Origin of the sequence: Sporosarcina sp. FSL K6-1540 (genome assembly GCF_038620285.1) — a bacterium.
Taxonomy (GTDB): Bacteria; Bacillota; Bacilli; order Bacillales_A; family Planococcaceae; genus Sporosarcina; species Sporosarcina psychrophila.
This window is the reverse complement of sequence record NZ_CP152018.1, coordinates 1,554,186-1,573,687: the sequence shown is the minus strand read 5'-3', so window position 1 is coordinate 1,573,687 and position 19,502 is coordinate 1,554,186. Positions and strand designations below refer to the sequence as shown.

Annotated in this window: 17 protein-coding genes and 2 pseudogenes; 15 read left to right on the top strand and 4 right to left on the bottom strand. The window is 42.1% G+C overall.

Going from position 1 to position 19,502, the window contains the following annotated elements; all coding sequences use genetic code 11:
- Positions 1-51: 51 nt before the first annotated feature.
- The 5 genes from MKY15_RS07150 to spoVT all read left to right on the top strand — a co-directional run bounded on the left by MKY15_RS07150 (position 52) and on the right by spoVT (position 6,385).
- Complete coding sequence (locus tag MKY15_RS07150) at positions 52-684, top strand: 50S ribosomal protein L25/general stress protein Ctc (RefSeq protein WP_067213744.1); 633 nt, start codon at positions 52-54, stop codon at positions 682-684.
- 307 nt (positions 685-991) lie between these two features.
- A complete protein-coding gene (gene pth / locus MKY15_RS07145) occupies positions 992-1,555 on the top strand; it encodes an aminoacyl-tRNA hydrolase (RefSeq protein ID WP_067213743.1) in 564 nt (187 codons plus the stop codon).
- A 54-nt stretch (positions 1,556-1,609) separates the two neighbouring features.
- Positions 1,610-1,840 carry an anti-sigma-F factor Fin gene (locus tag MKY15_RS07140; RefSeq protein ID WP_067213742.1) on the top strand — a complete coding sequence of 77 codons (231 nt, stop codon included), beginning with the start codon at positions 1,610-1,612 and terminating at the stop codon, positions 1,838-1,840.
- A gap of 387 nt (positions 1,841-2,227) precedes the next feature.
- A complete protein-coding gene (gene mfd, locus MKY15_RS07135) occupies positions 2,228-5,758 on the top strand; it encodes a transcription-repair coupling factor (RefSeq protein WP_067213741.1) in 3,531 nt (1,176 codons plus the stop codon).
- 90 nt (positions 5,759-5,848) lie between these two features.
- Complete coding sequence (gene spoVT, locus MKY15_RS07130; protein WP_067213740.1) at positions 5,849-6,385, top strand: stage V sporulation protein T; 537 nt, start codon at positions 5,849-5,851, stop codon at positions 6,383-6,385.
- A gap of 249 nt (positions 6,386-6,634) precedes the next feature.
- On the opposite strand, the gene MKY15_RS07125 is transcribed toward spoVT, so the two are convergent.
- Together MKY15_RS07125 and MKY15_RS07120 are read right to left on the bottom strand one after the other, a co-directional pair.
- Entirely contained in the window at positions 6,635-7,342 is a 708-nt protein-coding gene (locus MKY15_RS07125; RefSeq protein WP_342539319.1) for a hypothetical protein, read from the bottom strand.
- The gene (locus MKY15_RS07120) at positions 7,335-8,159 is read right to left on the bottom strand and encodes an ABC transporter ATP-binding protein (protein WP_067213739.1); all 825 of its coding nucleotides are present in this window, start codon (positions 8,157-8,159) and stop codon (positions 7,335-7,337) included. Before MKY15_RS07120 ends, MKY15_RS07125 begins: the two co-directional genes overlap by 8 nt.
- Positions 8,160-8,351: 192 nt before the next feature.
- Here MKY15_RS07120 and MKY15_RS07115 point away from each other — a divergent pair, with 192 nt between their 5' ends.
- Both MKY15_RS07115 and MKY15_RS07110 read left to right on the top strand, forming a co-directional pair.
- Entirely contained in the window at positions 8,352-9,335 is a 984-nt protein-coding gene (locus tag MKY15_RS07115) for an iron-siderophore ABC transporter substrate-binding protein (protein WP_187046256.1), read from the top strand.
- A complete protein-coding gene (locus MKY15_RS07110; RefSeq protein WP_342539318.1) occupies positions 9,335-11,299 on the top strand; it encodes an iron ABC transporter permease in 1,965 nt (654 codons plus the stop codon). Before MKY15_RS07115 ends, MKY15_RS07110 begins: the two co-directional genes overlap by 1 nt.
- A gap of 98 nt (positions 11,300-11,397) precedes the next feature.
- Here the strand turns inward: MKY15_RS07110 and lepB are convergent, their stop codons facing one another.
- Positions 11,398-11,943, bottom strand: coding sequence for a signal peptidase I (gene lepB, locus MKY15_RS07105; RefSeq protein ID WP_067213736.1), 546 nt, complete (start codon positions 11,941-11,943; stop codon positions 11,398-11,400).
- A gap of 624 nt (positions 11,944-12,567) precedes the next feature.
- On the opposite strand from lepB, the pseudogene MKY15_RS07100 reads away from it, so the two are divergent.
- From MKY15_RS07100 to MKY15_RS07090, 3 genes and pseudogenes are all read left to right on the top strand, one after another.
- A pseudogene (locus MKY15_RS07100) lies at positions 12,568-12,897 on the top strand (hypothetical protein); the annotation flags it as partial.
- Positions 12,898-13,044: 147 nt separating this feature from the next.
- Positions 13,045-13,192 (top strand): annotated as a pseudogene (locus MKY15_RS07095) (cysteine hydrolase); the annotation flags it as partial.
- A gap of 290 nt (positions 13,193-13,482) precedes the next feature.
- Positions 13,483-14,700 carry an MFS transporter gene (locus MKY15_RS07090; protein WP_338654489.1) on the top strand — a complete coding sequence of 406 codons (1,218 nt, stop codon included), beginning with the start codon at positions 13,483-13,485 and terminating at the stop codon, positions 14,698-14,700.
- A gap of 184 nt (positions 14,701-14,884) precedes the next feature.
- Here MKY15_RS07090 and MKY15_RS07085 read toward each other — a convergent pair whose 3' ends face one another.
- A complete protein-coding gene (locus tag MKY15_RS07085; protein ID WP_082786772.1) occupies positions 14,885-15,058 on the bottom strand; it encodes an aspartyl-phosphate phosphatase Spo0E family protein in 174 nt (57 codons plus the stop codon).
- A 219-nt stretch (positions 15,059-15,277) separates the two neighbouring features.
- On the opposite strand from MKY15_RS07085, the gene MKY15_RS07080 reads away from it, so the two are divergent.
- The 5 genes from MKY15_RS07080 to yabQ all read left to right on the top strand — a co-directional run bounded on the left by MKY15_RS07080 (position 15,278) and on the right by yabQ (position 19,467).
- Positions 15,278-16,870, top strand: coding sequence for a polysaccharide biosynthesis protein (locus tag MKY15_RS07080; RefSeq protein ID WP_342539317.1), 1,593 nt, complete (start codon positions 15,278-15,280; stop codon positions 16,868-16,870).
- Position 16,871: 1 nt separating this feature from the next.
- Entirely contained in the window at positions 16,872-18,338 is a 1,467-nt protein-coding gene (gene mazG / locus MKY15_RS07075; RefSeq protein ID WP_342539316.1) for a nucleoside triphosphate pyrophosphohydrolase, read from the top strand.
- Entirely contained in the window at positions 18,328-18,618 is a 291-nt protein-coding gene (locus MKY15_RS07070; protein WP_067213729.1) for an RNA-binding S4 domain-containing protein, read from the top strand. Before mazG ends, MKY15_RS07070 begins: the two co-directional genes overlap by 11 nt.
- Before the next feature lie 88 nt (positions 18,619-18,706).
- Positions 18,707-19,003 (top strand): sporulation protein YabP, encoded by a 297-nt coding sequence (gene yabP / locus MKY15_RS07065; protein WP_067213728.1) that lies wholly within the window; start codon positions 18,707-18,709, stop codon positions 19,001-19,003.
- On the top strand, positions 19,000-19,467 hold the full coding sequence (gene yabQ, locus MKY15_RS07060; RefSeq protein WP_067213727.1) for a spore cortex biosynthesis protein YabQ: 468 nt from the start codon (positions 19,000-19,002) through the stop codon (positions 19,465-19,467). The genes yabP and yabQ overlap by 4 nt, the downstream gene beginning before the upstream one ends.
- Positions 19,468-19,502 lie beyond the last annotated feature (35 nt).

Sequence of the window (19,502 nt, the reverse complement as noted above, 5' to 3'; positions counted from 1 at the left end):
GGGTATTTATTAGTTAACACAACTTTTTTTAAAGAAGGGTGATTAAATAAAATGAGTACAACTATACAATCAGAAGCGAGAGTACCATCAAAACAATCAGCACTAACTGGATTACGTAAAGAGGGCTATGTTCCAGCGGTCGTCTACGGTTATAAAACAGAAGCTACATCGATTTCAGTAAAAGAGCGAGACTTACTAAAAACATTACAAATAACGGGCCGTAATGGCGTTATTAAACTTAATATTGACGGGAAGGACCTTAATGTTGTCCTAAACGATTATCAATCTGACGTATTAAAAGGTGAAATTCGACATGCGGACTTCCTTGCTATCAATATGACAGAGGAGCTTGAAGTAGATGTTACTATACATCTTATTGGCGAATCTGTTGGCTTGAAAGAGGGAGGCGTACTTCAACAACCGAACCGTGAAGTGACCATCAAAGTGAAACCTTCGGATATTCCGGAGACATTTGATATCGACATTTCAAAACTTCAAATCGGCGAAACGATTACAGTAGCTGAAATTCGTGCGAATTCGAAATATGAGATTTTAAACGAAGATGATCATGCACTTGTTCTAATTTCATCACCACGTACAGCGGCGGAGATGGAAGAACTTGAAAGCGAAGCTTCTGAATCAGAAGAGCCAGAAGTAATTGGTGAGAAGAAAGAAGCGAAGTAATACAAACATGAGCGCACGGACATCCGTGCGCTTCTTTTCTGTTTCATAGTTAAGTAATTATAGGTTTTTTAACTTGGAATAGTGTCTTAGCACTAGTCACAAGGCTCCTAAGATATAGCTATGCAGTCGTTTGCGACAGGAAGTCGCTCACTTAGACTGCCTTTTTTGCTCTCTTTAAGCCCATGGCATCTGTATCGTTTCCTTGTGCTTTTCTCAAGGATAGGAAAGTATAACTTTATCTACATGAATCGGTGTCTAGACTCTAGCGCTTTTCTAAATCCTCTAGTGTAAAAGGAAGATGAAATCTATGAAAATGATAATAGGACTCGGAAATCCGGGTAAACAATATGAAAAAACACGCCATAATGTGGGGTTTCATGTCATTGACGAGCTTAGTACTCGTCTGCCAATCACTGCAGTACAATCGAAATTTGGTGGCATGTATACGGTTGTCCATCGTCCGGAAGGTAAAGTAATGCTTGTCAAGCCGCTTACTTATATGAACCTATCTGGTGAATGTGTTCGGCCATTGATGGATTACTTCGATATCGACGTAGAAGATATCGTTGTTCTGTATGATGATCTTGATATTGCTCCCGGAACAATTCGACTGCGTCAAAAAGGCAGTGCGGGTGGCCATAACGGCATGAAATCACTTATTGCTCATCTTGGTACGGACCAGTTCAATCGAATCCGAATCGGTGTTGGTCGTCCCATCGGTGGTATGAAAGTGGCTGATTACGTTCTAGCACCTTTCGGCAAAGATGAAAAACCATTAATTGAAGACATGGTGAAAAAAAGTGCATCCGCATGTGAAGCGTGGCTGGGCAAACCATTTAATGATGTCATGAACAACTTTAATGGTGTATAAGGAATAATAAAGCCGTCTTGCGCCTATACTTTGAGAAAAGGGGCGGAGACTAAAATGGCGATCCGTTATACTTGCCGGCATTGTGAGACTGAAATTGGCACACTTCCGTTTGAATCTGCGAAGGAGGCTATCCTTCTGCTGCACAAGATGGACGAAGAGGAAGTTGAGCATTTTCTGACGTATGAAAAAGACGGGGCATTGACGGTGCGATGCATCTGCGAACAGTGTGAGCAATCGCTTCAACGATTCCCGGACTACTATACACTTAACAAATGGCTTCAATAAGATGTACGCTTTGGCGCTAAATGCGTCCAAAGCTTTTTCTGTTTTTCTGTCTAAAGGTAGTTGTGTTGAACTATTAAATTATTTTGAATTTGCTGCGGCATAAGGGGATGTCTTAGGGCTTCGGTTACTTGATGTCCAGTTAATGAGATAATTTCCAGCAAAGGCGTCTACTGGGTTAGCCGAAGCAATAAGTCTGACAGTGATTTTCTATCCGGCTTATTGTGGGAGGCATCCCCTAGTGCCAAGCGTTGTTGGTAGGATTCTTTATTACAACATATATAGATAATTATTTTTCCAATATATAAATATAGTTTGGACTTGGCGCACTTGAATGGCCTAGCCCTTTTTGAACGCCTACTATTATTATGAAAGAAAGGATGTGTAGCATTGGAATCACTAATAGATTTGTTTTTACAAGAGAAAGAGATTGACGAACTAGTGGGAGAGTTGGAGGCGGGAATAGACCGTCAACTTATCGCGGGATTGTCAGGCGGGGCGAAGTCGATTCTTTTCAAAGTGCTTCAGCAGTCGAGCAAACGGCCCATTCTTATCGTATCCCCAAATTTATTGCAAGCCCAGCGTACATATGAAGACCTCGTCAAAATGTTGGGCGATTCACTCGTCCACCTTTACCCTGCAGAGGAACTCATTGCTGCGGACTTTTCTGTTTCGAGCTATGAACTTCGCGCCCAGCGCATCGATACATTAGATCATATGGTACGAACTGGGAAGGGGGTATATATCACGCCGATTGCAGGCATGAAAAAACTATTACCTGAAAAAGCACGCTGGCTATCCAATTCATTATCAACGACAATAGGCGCAGAAATTAATATGGAAGAATGGCTTGAAAGACTTGTGTCAATGGGTTATACGAGACAGTCAATGGTAACAGCGCCAGGTGAGTTTGCATTGCGTGGGGGTATCCTGGATTTGTATCCGCTGAATTTGGAAGAACCCGTACGGATTGAATTATTTGATACGGATGTTGACTCGATTCGCACATTCTCGGCGGAAGATCAGCGCTCAACAGGTAAGTTGAAAGACGTATCAATTCTTCCCGCTGCCGAATTTGTTTGGAAGGCTGAAGATTTGACGATCATCGCAGAAAACCTGGAGAATGCGCTTGGCGTTAGTTTGAAGAAGATGAACGATGTGGATGCGAAAGAACGGTTAACCATTAATATGAAGGGGGATATTGCTTTAATGAGGGAGGGATCCATTCCGGAAAACATGTTGAAATATGCATCGTTTTCAGCTGGAACGACTTCCCTTGAAAGCTATTTTCCAAGTAACGGAATCGTTTTATTTGATGAAATCGGACGGGTCCTTGAGGTTGTTGCATCACTAGAGTCGGATGAAAAGGAATGGATGGTTGCTCTTCTTGAAGAAGGGAAAATTGTTCATGATGCAAAAACTTCATATTCATTCGAAGAGGTACATGGAACATTAAAGCAACGAAAAGTATATTTATCCCTTTTCGTGCGCACAGTTCCAGGAATTGTTGTGAAAAAGACAGTGACGTTTTCTTGTAAACCGATGCAGCAGTTCCATGGGCAGATGAGTTTATTGAAAAATGAGATAGAACGCTGGCACCAAGGACGTTTCAATATTTTCATTATCGCAGACGGCAATGAACGAATGCAGAAAGTCCAATCTATCCTTGAAGATTACGATATGCAATCTGCCTTGTCTGGCAAACCGTCAAAAGCAGGTGGCATAATTGTCATCGATGGCGATTTGTCTGCTGGCTTCGAGCTGCCGTTTCAACGGATGGCAGTTATAACAGATTCTGAGCTCTTCAAAGGGACACCGAAACGGAAAGCACGTCCGCAAAAGATGACCAATGCAGAACGCATCAAAAGTTACTCGGAAATCAAGCCAGGTGATCATATCGTTCACGTTCATCATGGGATTGGGAAGTATTACGGGGTTGTAACGCTCGAAGTAAGCGGTATTCATAAAGATTACCTCGACATCAGGTACCGCGGAGAAGATAAGCTATTCGTTCCTGCCGACCAGATCGATTTAATCCAGAAATATGTCGCCTCCGGGGAAAAAGAACCGAAACTGCATAAGCTGGGTGGGGCAGACTGGAAGAAAACGAAAACAAAAGTTATCGCAGCAGTACAAGACATTGCGGACGACCTAATTGAGCTGTATGCCAAACGGGAATCGGAAAAGGGACATGCATTTGCAGTGGATGACGACATGCAAATGGCATTTGAAAACGCGTTCCCTTACGACGAAACCGATGATCAGCTCAGATCTATCGCTGAAGTGAAATTGGATATGGAAAAAGAACGTCCAATGGACCGCTTACTTTGTGGGGATGTTGGTTATGGTAAAACGGAAGTTGCAATTCGTGCTGCATTCAAGGCTGTATCAGATGGCAAGCAGGTAGCATTCCTTGTACCTACAACGATTTTAGCGCAACAGCATTACGAAACAATGAAAGAGCGTTTTTCTGGTTTCCCAGTTGAAGTTTCCCTCTTAAATCGTTTCCGTAAAAAGAAGGAACAAACGGAGACGTTGAAAAGATTGAAAGCGGGAACAGTCGACGTTATCGTTGGTACACATCGCCTTCTTTCTAAAGATATCGCCTACCATGATCTTGGTTTACTTGTTGTCGATGAAGAACAGCGATTTGGCGTAACGCATAAAGAAAAACTTAAACAGTTAAAAACACATGTCGACGTCCTGACATTGACCGCAACACCTATTCCACGGACGCTCCATATGTCGATGCTTGGTGTTCGTGATTTGTCCGTTATTGAAACGCCACCAGCAAACCGTTTCCCTGTCCAGACTTATGTTATGGAGCAAAACTTTGCACTTGTCCGCGAGGCAATTGAAAGGGAAATGGGCCGTGGTGGGCAAGTATTCTACTTGTATAATCGGGTGGAAGATATGGAGCGTAAAGTCGATGAAATCAAGCAGCTTGTGCCTGAAGCGCGAGTTGGATTTGCCAATGGTCAGATGGGCGAGTCGGCACTTGAGTCGGTGATTTTAAGTTTCCTTGAAGGTGAGTATGATGTTCTTGTAACGACAACCATCATTGAAACAGGTATCGATATTCCGAATGTCAATACACTTATCGTTCAAGACGCTGACCGTATGGGGTTATCACAGCTCTACCAACTACGTGGGCGCGTTGGGCGTTCGAATCGTGTTGCCTATGCCTATTTCCTTTATCAGCGTGATAAGGTGCTGACAGAGGTTGCAGAAAACCGTCTTCAAGCAATTAAGGAATTTACGGAACTTGGCTCGGGTTTCAAAATTGCGATGCGTGATTTATCAATTCGTGGTGCGGGTAATTTACTTGGTTCTCAGCAACATGGCTTCATCGACTCGGTTGGTTTCGATCTTTATTCTCAATTGTTGCAAGAAGCTGTTGAGCAGAAGCAGACAGGTATTGTAAAAGCGGATATACCAGACTTGGAAATTGCGTTGCCGCTTAATGCATATATTCCAGATGAGTATGTACGTGATGGATTCCAAAAGATTCAAATGTACAAAATGGTTAAAGCGATTGAAAATGAAACCGACTACAATGAACTTGTCGATGAAATGACAGACCGATTCGGTGATATGCCGCTCGAGGCTGACTTGTTACTACGTGTTGCAAGGGTAAAAGCTTGGGGACGTATCGCGGGTGCCGAATCCATTAAGAAACAACAATCGCTTATTGAAGTTCGCATATCGCCTGAAGGAACTGCGAAAACAGACGGCGCAAAACTGGTATCCGATTCAATGGCGTTTGGTCGTGCAGTTGGGTTCACGATGGAAAATGGTTGTCTTATCATGAGAATCGATGAGCGTCATACAGGGAAACAGACTGCATTTGATGTACTTGAAGAAATGATGCGAATTCTTCAGTCGTCTTTAAAGGAAACTGTTGTTAGTGATTCCGTCTAAAGGGCATGTTGCATATTTTGTCCATCCTTGATGCATACTACAATTGAAACAAAGTTAACGTTCAATTTTGTGGAAAGTGAGGCATCATGTATGAAGGCAACGGGAATCGTCCGCAGAATCGACGATCTTGGCAGGGTAGTTATCCCTAAAGAGATTCGAAGGACACTAAGGATTCGTGAAGGGGATCCACTTGAAATTTTTACCGACCGGGATGGCGAAGTAATTTTGAAGAAGTATTCGCCGATATCAGAACTCGGTCAATTTGCAAAAGAGTATGCGGAAACATTGTACGAAACACTAGGCACGCCTGCGCTCATTAGTGACAGGGATGAAATGATTGCCGTGTCCGGATTATCGAAAAAAGATTATTTGAATCGCCAGTTGTCGCCTGATCTCGATGAGATTATGACAGGCCGTAAAATCGTTACCGAAAAACTTGAAAAGGCGATTGAGTGGGTGCCTGGACAAGTGGAGCAGGTGAAGTCTTATTGTATTGCACCCATTATTGCTGCGGGGGATACGATTGGTGCTGTTTACCTGTTATCAAAGGTGCATTTTATCGGCGAAACTGAAATGAAAGCGGCGGAAACGGCCGCGCATTTTTTAGCGAAACAGATGGAACCATAAAAACAGCCCACACGAACCGGATATTGACGGTTTGTGTGGGCTGTTTTTAACGTCTAGGAAATTATAAAATCTCGAACTGAGGATAATTTCCAACATAGAATTTATACGTCTAGACTTCGGACGCAAAATGCGCGGAGGAAGTGAGTTACGCAGTGGGTAGGAATTGACCTAAATCCCCCCTTGTTGCGGCAAGACGGTGCAAATTTAGAATACCTTCTATAAATGGCTTTATGCCTGTTGCCTCTGAACTTAGGCGTTTGTACTTTTACTCTTTGCCAGTGGACAATAGGGGCATTTTTCCGTGTTCGGAAGCTCCTTATACAAACAACATGTTAATCGTTTATAATTCGCCATAGCGTCCAGTGCCTGTTGGTTGTTCAAATATTGTTTGAAAGGGGAGCGGCGCATTGCAGGTTTCCAAGCTTCATCATCCAATAAAACATCTAAATCTTGCTGTGCAAATAAGGAATTTTCTTGAAGCAGCATCGAGTACATCCATAAGACGTACCCCCATATGTTTTCCCACAAAATTAACTTCGCAATTTTTGCACGCTTGCTTAAATAGTCAACGACAGGATGTCCGTAGGTCTCAAGAATAAAGCGGATATCTTTTTCACGGTTTTGTACGAGTCTAAAGCCGGCAGGTGGAACGGAAAAAAAGATTGTATCATTTTCGATGAATAACGATACATCGTCCAAATCACCAGCCCAAAGTAAATTATGTTCACTCATTAAATGTAGTTGGGCAGCAATGAAAAAACCATGCCTTCTCATATAAATAGATGTAGCGACAGTATTCGTTGGGGCACCAGACAAACTTTGAATTATCTCAAATAGTTTGTCGCAACCTGATTCGGATAACATATCTGCCGCCGACATAAACGTGGTCGCCTGTTCACCGATACGCACACTGAAACGTTCTAGTGCAGAAATTTGTTCTGCGTGTAACTTAAGCACCCGTATTTTTCCGAAGTTCCGGTACGATACAACGGCCCCGTCCGAATGGAACACAGTGTGGTGTACCGAAAAGAGGGTCTGTGGAAACTTGACACTCCATCCCAAACACAGCTCGAACTAAATCGCAGGTAATAATATTCTCTGGCTTGCCTTGCGCATGGACACCGCCATCTTTAATGGCGACGATATTGTGCGCATAACGGGAGGCCAAATTCAAATCGTGTAGCACCATTACAATGGTACGGCCTTTTTGTTCATTTAATTCGAACAGTAGATCAAGAATTTCAATCTGATGCGTCATGTCGAGGTAGGTCGTTGGTTCATCCAATAAAATGACGTCTGTATCTTGAGCCAGTGTCATTGCAATCCATGCACGCTGCCGCTGACCACCTGATAACGTGTCGATCGATTGATCTCGTAGATCACTTATCCTAGTCGCTGTCATTGCAGCTTCTGTTTTCTTCGTGTCCTCTTCAGTCCATCTTGAGAGCCACGATTGGTGTGGATAGCGTCCTTGTTTCACAAGATCATGTACCGTAAGCCCTTCAGGTGATACAGGTCCTTGTGGAAGAATACCCATTTTCTTTGCTACATTACGTGAAGACAGCGAGTGGATATCCTTACCTTCAAGTAAAATAGAGCCGTCAGATGGTTTTAAAAGACGGGCAATTGAACGGAGTAACGTAGACTTACCACAGCCGTTACTACCGACGAAAACAGTGATTTCGCCTTTAGGAATCGATAAATTCAGGTTTTCAAAGAGTAGATTATCTTGATAGCCAATCGATAGGTTTTCAGCTTTTATTGAGGTATGCATTGGAATGCCTCCATATCTATAGGGAATCTAAATGATTTTCATTTTCAATTAGAGATAAGCATAGCATATTTAGCATCTATTGAGAATGATGGTCATTTATTTTTGAATAAACTTTACAAAGCCGTCTAATCAAGTTTAAACTACTAAATGAGAATAATAATCAAGATATAGATAAATGGAGGAATGTTAAGTATGAAGAAGTCTTTAAAATCCCTGCTTATTTTAGCGCTTTTTGCGGTGTTGTTGGTAGGTTGTTCTTCGAAGAAAGAAGATAAAGCTGCAGACAATAAAAAAGTAGAAAATAGTATAACAATTACGGGTGTTAATGGTGAAGTGACGCTTGATAAGCCTGCTAAAAAAATCGTTGTTTTAGAATGGACATATGCGGAAGATTTATTGGCAGTAGGCATTCAGCCTGCTGGGATGGCGGATATACAAGAATATCATGATTGGGTGAATATCGATGCAGAGCTTAGCAAAGACGTAGCAGATGTTGGAGGTCGCCAAGAACCGAATTTGGAGGCGATTGCTGCATTGGAACCGGATTTGATCATCGGTACTAGCTTCCGTCATGATGGGATGATTGCGGATTTAGAGAAAATTGCGCCTACAGTCATTTTTAATCCGTATCCTGAAGATGAAAAAATGGATTTGTATCAAGAAATGATAACAACATTTAACGAGATTGCAAAAGCGGTTGATAAAAAGGATGAAGCGAAACAGGTATTAGCTGACCTGGATGTGAAATATGAAGAAGCGAAAACGACTATCGAAAATGCCGGTTTGAAAACAAAAGATGTTGTCTTAACACTTGCCTATACGGGACCTCAAGCACCTGAAGTTCGTGTATTTACGCCAAACTCAATGGCTTCAATTATGTTAGAGAAAATTGGCTTAAACAACATCCATATCCCAGATCAATTTGAAATTTACGGTTCGAGTACGTATAACGTCGAGGGGCTAACGAAGTATGAGGATGCAAACTATTTGTATATCGTTCAGGCCGACGACAATATTTATGAGAAACAATTAAAAGATAATGCAGTTTGGAAGAACTTGAATTTCGTGAAAGAAGACCGTCTGTATGATCTAGGCGGGGATACTTGGTTATATGGAGGTCCTCTTTCAGCTGAAACACTGCTTAATAAAATTACAAGCACGATGGTAAGTAAGTAATGGCAAGAAAGACTTCAGGAAAACGATCCTTTTTAGTTATGATTATTGGGTTGTTCCTGTTGGTTTTATTATCTTTTATTCACTTAACACAAGGTCAAGCGGATTATACTGTTACCCAATTAGTAAAAGAAGTGTGGACAGAGGGGCGCGTGCAGGACATCGTGCTCTCTCTACGTCTTCCGCGGTTAATAATCGGGATACTTGCTGGTGGTGCCCTTGCAGTGGCGGGGGCTGTATTGCAGACGTTGACGAACAACCCATTAGCATCTGCAGGCACACTAGGAATTAATGCAGGCGCTTATTTTTTCGTCGTTGTTTCAATGATTTTCTTCCCATCGCTACTCGGGAATTTTCCGTTTATTGTTGCATTGATGGGTGCTGTACTGTCATCCGTTCTCGTTGTAATGCTAGCAGGTAAGCAAATGGAGCCCGTTCGTGTCGCGCTGACAGGAATGATTATTTCGTTATTGTTTGCGTCGATGACAGGTTCTTTGCAGCTATTATTCGAAAACCAGACGAACGGTCTCTTTTTATGGGGCTCCGGTACACTTGTTCAATTAAATTGGGACGGTGTATCGTTTGCAGGACCGGTTATCATTGTGTTCTTCGTCCTCGCGTTAGTGTTGGCAAAGCCATTGGATACGTTGTCGCTGGGTGAAGATATTGCATTGTCTCTTGGGCAAAATGTTAGGTTTGTTAAATTACTCGCGTGGGCTGTTGCAATTGTCCTTGCGGCTGCAGCAGTAAGTGTAGTCGGCCCAATCGGTTTTATCGGATTAATGGCCCCGCATATTGTTCGAATGCTTGGCGTTCGAGGGCATTTGAACATTCTCCTCCAGTCATTTTTATGGGGAAGTGTCATGCTGATAGGAGCCGATGTGTTAGGGCGATTGGTTCAATCTGGACAAGAAGTACCGGTTGGTGCAATGACAGCGTTGATCGGCGGACCGTGGCTGTTGTACTTGGCATGGAAAACTGCAAAAACGCATAGTCGGGGCGACCGTCAAATGGGCGGTACATTGAAACCAGTGAAACTATCGGTTGTCATTACAATCGTTGTCGCACTTATTGTTGTTATTATTTCATTGGCTTTATCATTCAATGGCACTGCATGGACGACCGAATGGTTGAAACCTGTTGTGTGGAATTTCCGAGTCCCGCGCGTGTTAACGGCGTTCATCGTCGGGGTTATGCTTGCAGTTGCGGGGGTATTATTGCAGGGGGTATTACGAAATCCATTGGCGGATGCAAGTATTTTAGGTGTTACATCAATGGGTGGTGCCGGGGCGATGATGCTTCTCGTGTTATTTCCTGCCATTCCGATCAAATATATGCCGCTAGGTGCAGTCGTGGGAGCTGCCATTGCACTCGGTATAATTTTAGGGACGTCATGGAAAAACAATTTCCAACCGATGCTTGTAGCACTTATGGGAATTGCGATTTCTGCATTCGGCTCGGCCGCCACACAAGTGTTTGTCGTGAAAGCGAAACTCGCCGTAGCGGCTGCGCTCGTCTGGTTGTCGGGAAGTACGTACGCAAAAGGATGGGACGATGTACAGCTAGCCTTGTTGCTATTTGCGTTGTTCATCGGTCCGGCCATTTTCTTGACACGCAGTTTGGATACGTTGACGTTCGGTGATGATGTGGCGGCGGGTCTTGGACTTTCAGTGAAGTCGACCCGTGTTTGGGCATTGATCGTTGGTGTCGCGATAAGTACGGCAGCCGTTTCAATTGTAGGGACGATTGGCTTTGTCGGGCTCGTAGCACCTCATATTGCACGTAGATTGGTCGGTTTCCGTCACCTGCCTTTGCTTGCCGTATCTGGATTATTAGGCGGACTGCTTCTTGTCACAGCAGATTTTGTCGGAAGGATTCTTATTGCTCCGAAAGATATTCCGAGTGGTCTGATTGTAGCGCTGATTGGCACGCCGTATTTGCTTTACCTTCTTCGGAAAATGAAATGAAAAGCGAGTCGCCACTGGCGACTCGCTTTTCATTTTGATATATATAAAACCCATTAAAATTAATCATTCTCCAAAAAAGGAGTCCTTCAAGTATATACTTATTTCGGTATACTGATTTCCGTGAATGGGTAAATCCGCAGCTTCACTTCACCAATGACAGCATCCTCAGAAATGAATCCGAAATATCGACTGTCATTACTCTTTAAGCGATGATCGCCAAGTACAAAAAAAGCGCCTTCAGGTACTTCCTCTTGCCCTGTAATTTCCGCTAACGTGAAATCTCCAGTTATCCGATCCGTGATTGGATCTCCATCAATACGCTTAGCATAGGGCTCATCATATACACTTCCATTAACGTACAATATGTCATCAATCATCTCAATACGATCTCCGGGTACTCCGATGACCCTTTTAATGTATTTATCTGTTGCATTAGGGGCATGAAAAACAATCAAATCGAATCTGTCAATCATGCTCACTTTACTCACAATAACACGGTTATTATCTTCGAAGGTCGGCAACATGGATTCTCCTTGCACCTTCGTTGGTACAAATAAAAACTGGTAACAGATAAAAACAATTGCAGATGCAAATAATAGTGATTGTATCCAAGAAAACAACTCACTTTTCACAGTTTTCTCCAATCATATCTCCCCTTCCGATTAACGTCTTTATCTATTAGTGTACAAGACGGGACCCATTATTAATACTTTAAACATGAATTTTACCCACTATAAGTAAATTTAGGGCGGTGATTAGGGAGATACATACCTATGTAGGAAGTAGATAATTGAAGAAGGATTTAATAGTTAATGGATTTCACTTGGATTATATAAAGGGAATTTGAAACATTGGAACAAATTGAACGTCTAAATATGTTGACATAAAAAATCCACTCAACAACGCTCGGCGCTAGGGGATGCCTCCCGCAATAAGCCAGACAGAAAACCGCTGTCAGTCTTATTGCTTCGGCTACCCCTATGAGGCGCCTTCGCTGGAGATTATATAGAATCATTAGTTCAACATATATACTATATTTTTTGTAATAAATATTCCCTTTTTAAATCCGCTTCGGCGACTCCTTTAAAGGCTTCAAAACTATAATCTATATTGTGTATCTTTCTAGCAATTTTCTGTATAACGATCTTTTGGAGTTTGAGTTATTTTTTTGTATATTCGGCGGGGAGCCGTGGGACATAAATATTAATAGTGCCTGTTCAACTTAAAAGTAAGCTAAACAAGCAGAATCTAACTATGCGAAAAGGAGAATGATTTTATTGAAACCAATTATAAAGGCTGGATTTATAATTGTAATCTGCATGTGGCTTGTAGCGTGTGGAAATAGCGTACAAGTGGGACATAAAAGCGGAGAGATTTTTACACCACATGAAACTGACATTATTCAAGTAGGAAGTGATGTAGAGAACTTGGAAGCTATGGATCAATTTGTAGAGGATTCAAAGAATGAAATGGAAAGAGAAGTTCGCTATGTAGTTTTTGAAAACGAAAGCGCTGATCCCACAGCAGTTTATACGTTAAAAGCTCGTAAAGACTTGGAAGCTGGACAAAGTTGGGTTGAGATATCACGGGACTGGAACTATGATGCAGAGGGTCATGACCTTATTGAGCCGCAACAGTGTAGCAGCGTGTCCAAGGATATAGAACGAGGTGCATTTTATCTGAATGAATGCTTCCATACGTGGGAGATTAAACTTATGCCCATTGGTGAAAGTAATAACAATACCTCAGATGCAACAGCCGCCTTTGGAAAGATGGATCAAAATGATACCTATTATGATGCAGAAACTGTACATACTATATCGCCTAGCGACACTACATGGTGAATTTGCGACAATACTTACACTAGAGCAAGTCCTAAAAAAGTATTTATAGCATTTTTCTTTGACTACTGTGAAAGTTAATCTTTGTGGGTACATTAGCTTTATGGATTTTGTGAATAGTATTCTGAAAATTTGTATTCAAACATATCAAATTGACGTATAATAGAGTTATATAACTCATTCTTACTACCTCTATAAACATTATTATATTGTAGCATTTTGTGATTTTTTTGCATTTTGTATTTTGTGTTGTAAAACAATAGATTTTAGGAGGTATTTGTCGAGTGTAAAACTACCCTGTACTAATCAGAATTAAATTTTGATTGTAAAGGGGTAGTAAGAATGAAGAGTGCATCTTTCCGTTTTCTTTGGATTGGCCAATCAATGGCCAATTTAGGTGATATTTTTTATATTGTGGGGCTTATTTCAATTTTATATGCTTCGACAGAGTCACCATTTATATTGGCATTGGTACCATTTCTTAGTATGTTTGGTCGTTTTATTAGCGGGATGATTTCCCCGCTACTGTTAAATCGATATCCATTAAAGACCCTGCTTGTTCATTCGCAAGTAAGTAAGACATTATTATTGTGTTTGCTAGCGCTTATCTTAGTATTTCACATAACGTCGAGCATACTCGTTATAGTAAGTTTCGTATTTACGATTGCATTCTTAGACGGTTGGGCAGCACCAGCAAGCCAAGCAATGTTACCACGCTTGGTTCCCAAAAATGAACTTGTGAAAGCCAATAGCTTCTTCTCCATCATTTACGAAACAGTAAATTTAGGGGGCTGGGCACTTGGCGGTCTGCTTGTTGCAATTTTCAGCGGTCAAGATGTCATTTTAATCACGTTGGCATTGTATCTGGTTGCTACTTTACTGATGACTAAAATTGTTGATCCAACCGAGTTTTACAGGAAATTTTCCGAAGGTCGTCAAAGCGGTGAGCTAAAAGAAGGTTGGCAAATCGTTTGGAGAAACCCGTTGTATAAGAGTCTTTATGTGATCATCGCATTTGAAGCAGTCGCAAATGTTGTATGGATTGCTTCTATACTCTACGTCTTCGTGGCTGAAATTCTTGGTGAGAATGAGTCTTGGTGGGGATATATTAATACATCGTTCTTTTTGGGAATGGTTGTCGGTGGGATCATATGCTCACGTTTTACCACGGTATTTGAGAAAAACTTAAAGTATGTTTTGATTACTTTTTCCTTTGGAATCAGTATCCTGACACTTCTTTTCGGTTTAACGACAATTGCTTGGCTGTCTCTTGTCCTTATGGGACTCGTTGGGATTTTTCAACAACTAAAAGCAATTGCTGCGAACACATTTCTTCAAAAGTCAGCCAGTCCTGAAGAACTCCCAAAAATTTATGCTGTAGAGAGTTCGCTGGTGTCGTTATTATTTGCAGTTTCCTCTTTACTGTTTGGCGCACTTGCCGAAATATGGGATGTGCGAATTACTTTTATAATTTCAGCCATATTGTTAGGAATAGCAGCAATGTATGCTGTGACTCGCCATCGTCATTTTTCTGTAAAGGAATCAATGATCAATCAGTAATGGTGAAAAGTGCAAAAAGGAGCTAAAACCATAGCGGTTTATAGCTCCTTTTGCCGTGTTATATAGTGAAGTATTGAATCCAGTGTAGGCGCCTTGCAGGGGTAGCCAAAGCGTTATTCAGTGGAATCATTTAGTCAGCTCGTATTGTTGACTATTTGTGTTCAGAAGACGACACATCATTAGGTCATTGTATAGCCCGGATCCCCTGATATCGATTCAATAAGGTGTCCAGCTCTTGGCTACGTGCAACGACAACCGGATGACTTAAACCAAAATGCTTTGCCGTCGCGTACATATCATTTCTTTTTAATTTTATTAATACGGATAGAACTCGCTTTTTAGGAATTGTTTTTACCATCCTTGGTCCCCTCCTATTTTACCTTTTTTATCAGTTTTATTTTTTGATATAATTTAACAGTTATATGTTTACAAAACTTATACCTATGTCTTTCCCATAACGTTGCACAATTAAACCTCTTAATAATTTAAATTAGAATATTCGATGTTATCCTGAATATCGTCATTATTCGTTCATGATATAATGGGTGTACTATGTACGAAAGAAAGAGGCACGATTATGGCGCAACAATGGGACATGAAAACGTTTATGAAAGGTGCGTCGATTCTGACCATCTCTGCAATCATTGTGAAATTACTTGGGGCAGTCTATCGAGTTCCGTTCCAAAACCTTGTCGGTGACAAAGGGTTTTATATTTATCAGCAAGTGTATCCGTTCATTGGCATTTTTATTGTCTGGACGTCGTACGGTTTTGCAGTGGCGGTATCGAAACTGCTTGCAGGAAGTACGAGTCGCGGTGAAGCAAAAGCGATGATGCGTGTGGCATTTACCTATCTACTTTTATTATCAGTGGCCTTTTTTGCTCTATTAACTATTTTCGCGCCATTTTTCGCGCGCTCCATGGGCGATGTTGAGCTCGTACCTCTCCTGCGTGCTGGCGCGTATATTGTTTTACTGATGCCGGCGTTAGCAGTTTTGAAGGGTTCATTTCAATCGGAAGGTCGAATGGTACCTGTTGCGGTTTCAGGCGTTGGTGAGCAGGTTTTCCGTGTAACGGTCATTCTCATAGGCACATGGATTGCGGTGCGATCAGGTGCTTCTCTCTATGTGGCAGGTGAGGTAGCGATGTGGGGGGCAGTTGTCGGGGAAGGTGCTGGCGTTATTATACTTGCACTCTATTTTCGGAATACGTTCAAAGGACCATTAGAAAAAGTGGACACGTGGCGAGTGGTGAAAGAATTGACGATTGTCAGTTTGGGGATCAGCGCAAGTTCACTTATTCTCCTGCTGTTTCAATTGGCCGATTCATTTACAATCTATAATATCCTGCTATCTAATGGTTTTGCGGCGGATGCAGCCATGGTGATGAAAGGTGTCTACGATCGTGGGCAACCGCTTGTACAAATGGGGATTCTGATTGCTTCGACATTAGCGCTCGCGATTGTTCCACTTATCGCTCATCATTCGGCAAAAAAAGCGGGACGAGGGGCATTACCGTTTATCCAGCTAACGTTCCGAACTGCTTTCCTATTCGGTTGGGCTGCAGCGGCAGGGCTTGCACTTGTTTTGCCTTATGTGAATGAAATGCTGTTTGAAACACGTGATGGTTCTGTAGCCCTCATTATTTTCTCATTACAAATTCTCTGGTTATCGCTTATTTTACCGTTAACAGCGATGCTTCAAGGTGCGGGGAAAGTTAAAGTGCCAACGCTCCTGCTTATCGGTGGGTTGGTTATAAAAATCTTCGCGAATCAACTTCTGGTTCCTTTATGGAATGTCACGGGAGCGGCGATTGCCGGCAATATCGGTTTCGCGGTAATTGCATTTGGGTTGCTGCTTTACTTTAAAACAGTATGGCCAATTCGCCTTGCACCAACACGTTTTTACAGATGGGTGATAGTGGCAACTACTCTCATGATAGCCATTGTTTTACCGTGGATGCTCATTGCAGACGGGTTTTTATTCGACCAATTACCAGATCGGATTGAGGCGACACTTATCGCATTAACATCTGTTTCGGTGGGAGCGGTTGTTTTCCTTTTCGTCATTATGAAATCACGTATAATGGCAGAGAAGGAATGGTTTCTTCTGCCATTCGGTAAACGTTTAGCTACATTGCAATTACGACTTACTAAAAGAAAAGGTGAATAGGATGCATCAGTTAACAATTATTGGTCTCGGCGCGGGTGACCTCGACCAATTGGCGCTAGGGACATATCGAAAGTTGAAAGAAGCGAAATATATTGTCGCGCGTACGGACCAGCACCCTGCTGTCGCCGAATTAAGAGCGGAAGGCATTGTTCTAATGAGCTTCGATGAAATTTATGAAAAACACGACTCGTTCGAGCATGTATATGATGAAATCGTAGAACAACTGCTCCTTATGTGTGCACAACAACCAGTGACCTATGTAGTACCGGGACATCCGCTTGTTGCGGAACGGACAGTCCAATTATTAGTCGAGAAAGAACGCGAAGGTTTAATCCAAATGGAAATTGCGGGTGGAAATAGTTTTCTTGACCCGATTTTTGCAGCGTTGCGCATCGATCCGATTGAAGGGTTTCAGCTACTCGATGGTACGGATATGAAACGCGATGATGTCCAGATGAAGCAACATATTTTAATTGGACAAGTGTACGATGCGTTCGTGGCATCTGAAGTGAAACTGTCATTAATGGAGAAATACGCCTACGACCATCCAGTGACGGTTGTAACGGCGGCAGGTTCTACGGGCGAGCAATTGATTACAGTTCCGCTATTTGAACTGGACCGTGTCACTGAAATTAATAATTTGACTACCGTTTATGTACCGCCTGTAGTTGAAAGAGAAGCGCGATTGAAAGATTGGTCGACGTTCAGGGAAATCATCGCTGCACTGCGCGCTCCGGGCGGGTGCCCATGGGATCGTGAACAGACGCATGCATCGTTGAAGCGGTATTTGCTTGAAGAAACACACGAACTGCTTGAGGCGATTGATAGTGAAGATGACGACGCAGTGATTGAAGAGCTTGGTGATGTACTGTTACAAGTATTCCTTCATGCTCAAATTGGCGAAGACGACGGTTATTTTGCCATGGAAGATGTGCTTCAATCGGTAGGATCGAAAATGATTCGCCGCCACCCTCATGTTTTTGGAGATAAAAGCGTGGTAAATTCAGAAGAAGTTCTGCAAAATTGGCAAGAAATCAAGCAACAGGAAAAACCGCAAGCCGACTCACTCTTGGAAGGTCAAGAACGTCCTTCTTCATCACTTTTAACGTCACTTAATTATCAAAAAGAGGCGGCAAAGGTTGGGTTTGATTGGCCAACGATTGACGGTGCTTTAGAAAAATTTGATGAAGAATGGCTGGAGTTCCGTAAAGAACTAGAGAGTGGTACGAAATACAGTCAAATGGACGAGCTAGGTGACGTTCTGTTCACAATCGTTAACATTTCACGCTTCCTCAAGTTATCTCCAGAAGAAGCAATGGTCCATGCAAATCAAAAGTTCAACAGACGGTTTTCATTTGTCGAAAAGAGTGTGAAAGATGGACAAGGCAAGTTTACTGACTATACACTTGATGAACTTGAAGAGTTTTGGAAACTAGCAAAAAAAGGGGAAGATAATGATGAGACTTGATAAATTCCTGAAAGTATCTCGACTAATTAAAAGACGAACACTCGCAAAACAAGTAGCTGATCAAGGGCGTATAACAATAAATGGGAAAGTGGCGAAAGCATCATCGGTTGTAAAAGAAAGCGATGAATTGGCCATCCGCTTCGGTCAGAAGATTGTAACGGTTAAAATTAACATGCTGAAAGAGACGACGAAAAAAGACGATGCAGCCTCAATGTACACGATTTTGAAGGAAGAGAAGCTTGAAAAAGTGGAACCAGAATTCATGGATGATGAAGACTGAACAACATGACAGGGAATTTTCCTGTCATGTTTTTTTATGTCCTAGCATAAGATAGCTGTGAACGTACAAGCAAAGGGGGAAGCATATAATGCAATTTCAAACTGATAGTCCTACGTACGCAATTCCATCAGGAGACCATGTCGTCACTATGCGCAACAGAAAACGGATGGATCTCACGTCTGTAAAATCAATCGACCGCTTCGATCAGGAAGAATTTCTCGTTCGAACATCGCAAGGATTATTGCAAATCCGGGGAGAGGAACTGCGCATTGTTCATCTCGATGTCGATAAAGGGCTTCTAACGCTAGAAGGAACGGTCGGCACTATTCAATACGATGAAGAAGAATCAGGTTCAAAAGGTTTCCTCCATAAATTGTTTGGATGAGTCTATCCGTTCAATTTCTTAGCCTGCTTGCTATGATTGGGACGGGCATTGTTGCTGGGGCATTCATGGACATGATTGGAACAAGTACCGCGCACGCCGGGAAGAAATCGATTATTCGAAAGCGTGCGGTTTGGCTCGAAGTCATTGGATGGGTACTCGTCGGATGTTGGACGTTTTACATCCTTTATCTCGTCAGGGATGGGGCGTGGCGGATATATGATCCAGTTGCACAGATTAGTGGAATGTTGCTATACGTAACTATTTTTTATAAGCCGTTCCGGTTTTTCGGGAGGATCTTGTTGGTGTTGTTAATAAGGCCGCTCTTGTTCCTCGTGCGTCTGATTGTATCTATTATCAGTCTAGTCATTCGTTTTATAGTGAAAGTCTTTGCAGTCCTCTTTACACCATTTGTTAAAATATTCCGTATCATTTCCGGAAAACTCTTTAAAAGAAGGGTGAAATGATATATAATTTATGGACTAACAAATTGTAGTGTGTG

Bases quoted from the DNA above. Each gene is read 5' to 3' on its own strand.
- MKY15_RS07150 (WP_067213744.1), top strand. From the start codon at position 52: ATGAGTACAACTATACAATCAGAAGCGAGAGTACCATCAAAACAATCA.
- pth (WP_067213743.1), top strand. From the start codon at position 992: ATGAAAATGATAATAGGACTCGGAAATCCGGGTAAACAATATGAAAAA.
- MKY15_RS07140 (WP_067213742.1), top strand. From the start codon at position 1,610: ATGGCGATCCGTTATACTTGCCGGCATTGTGAGACTGAAATTGGCACA.
- spoVT (WP_067213740.1), top strand. From the start codon at position 5,849: ATGAAGGCAACGGGAATCGTCCGCAGAATCGACGATCTTGGCAGGGTA.
- MKY15_RS07120 (WP_067213739.1), bottom strand. From the start codon at position 8,159: ATGCATACCTCAATAAAAGCTGAAAACCTATCGATTGGCTATCAAGAT.
- MKY15_RS07115 (WP_187046256.1), top strand. From the start codon at position 8,352: ATGAAGAAGTCTTTAAAATCCCTGCTTATTTTAGCGCTTTTTGCGGTG.
- MKY15_RS07110 (WP_342539318.1), top strand. From the start codon at position 9,335: ATGGCAAGAAAGACTTCAGGAAAACGATCCTTTTTAGTTATGATTATT.
- MKY15_RS07090 (WP_338654489.1), top strand. From the start codon at position 13,483: ATGAAGAGTGCATCTTTCCGTTTTCTTTGGATTGGCCAATCAATGGCC.
- MKY15_RS07085 (WP_082786772.1), bottom strand. From the start codon at position 15,058: ATGGTAAAAACAATTCCTAAAAAGCGAGTTCTATCCGTATTAATAAAA.
- MKY15_RS07080 (WP_342539317.1), top strand. From the start codon at position 15,278: ATGGCGCAACAATGGGACATGAAAACGTTTATGAAAGGTGCGTCGATT.
- mazG (WP_342539316.1), top strand. From the start codon at position 16,872: ATGCATCAGTTAACAATTATTGGTCTCGGCGCGGGTGACCTCGACCAA.
- MKY15_RS07070 (WP_067213729.1), top strand. From the start codon at position 18,328: ATGAGACTTGATAAATTCCTGAAAGTATCTCGACTAATTAAAAGACGA.
- yabP (WP_067213728.1), top strand. From the start codon at position 18,707: ATGCAATTTCAAACTGATAGTCCTACGTACGCAATTCCATCAGGAGAC.
- yabQ (WP_067213727.1), top strand. From the start codon at position 19,000: ATGAGTCTATCCGTTCAATTTCTTAGCCTGCTTGCTATGATTGGGACG.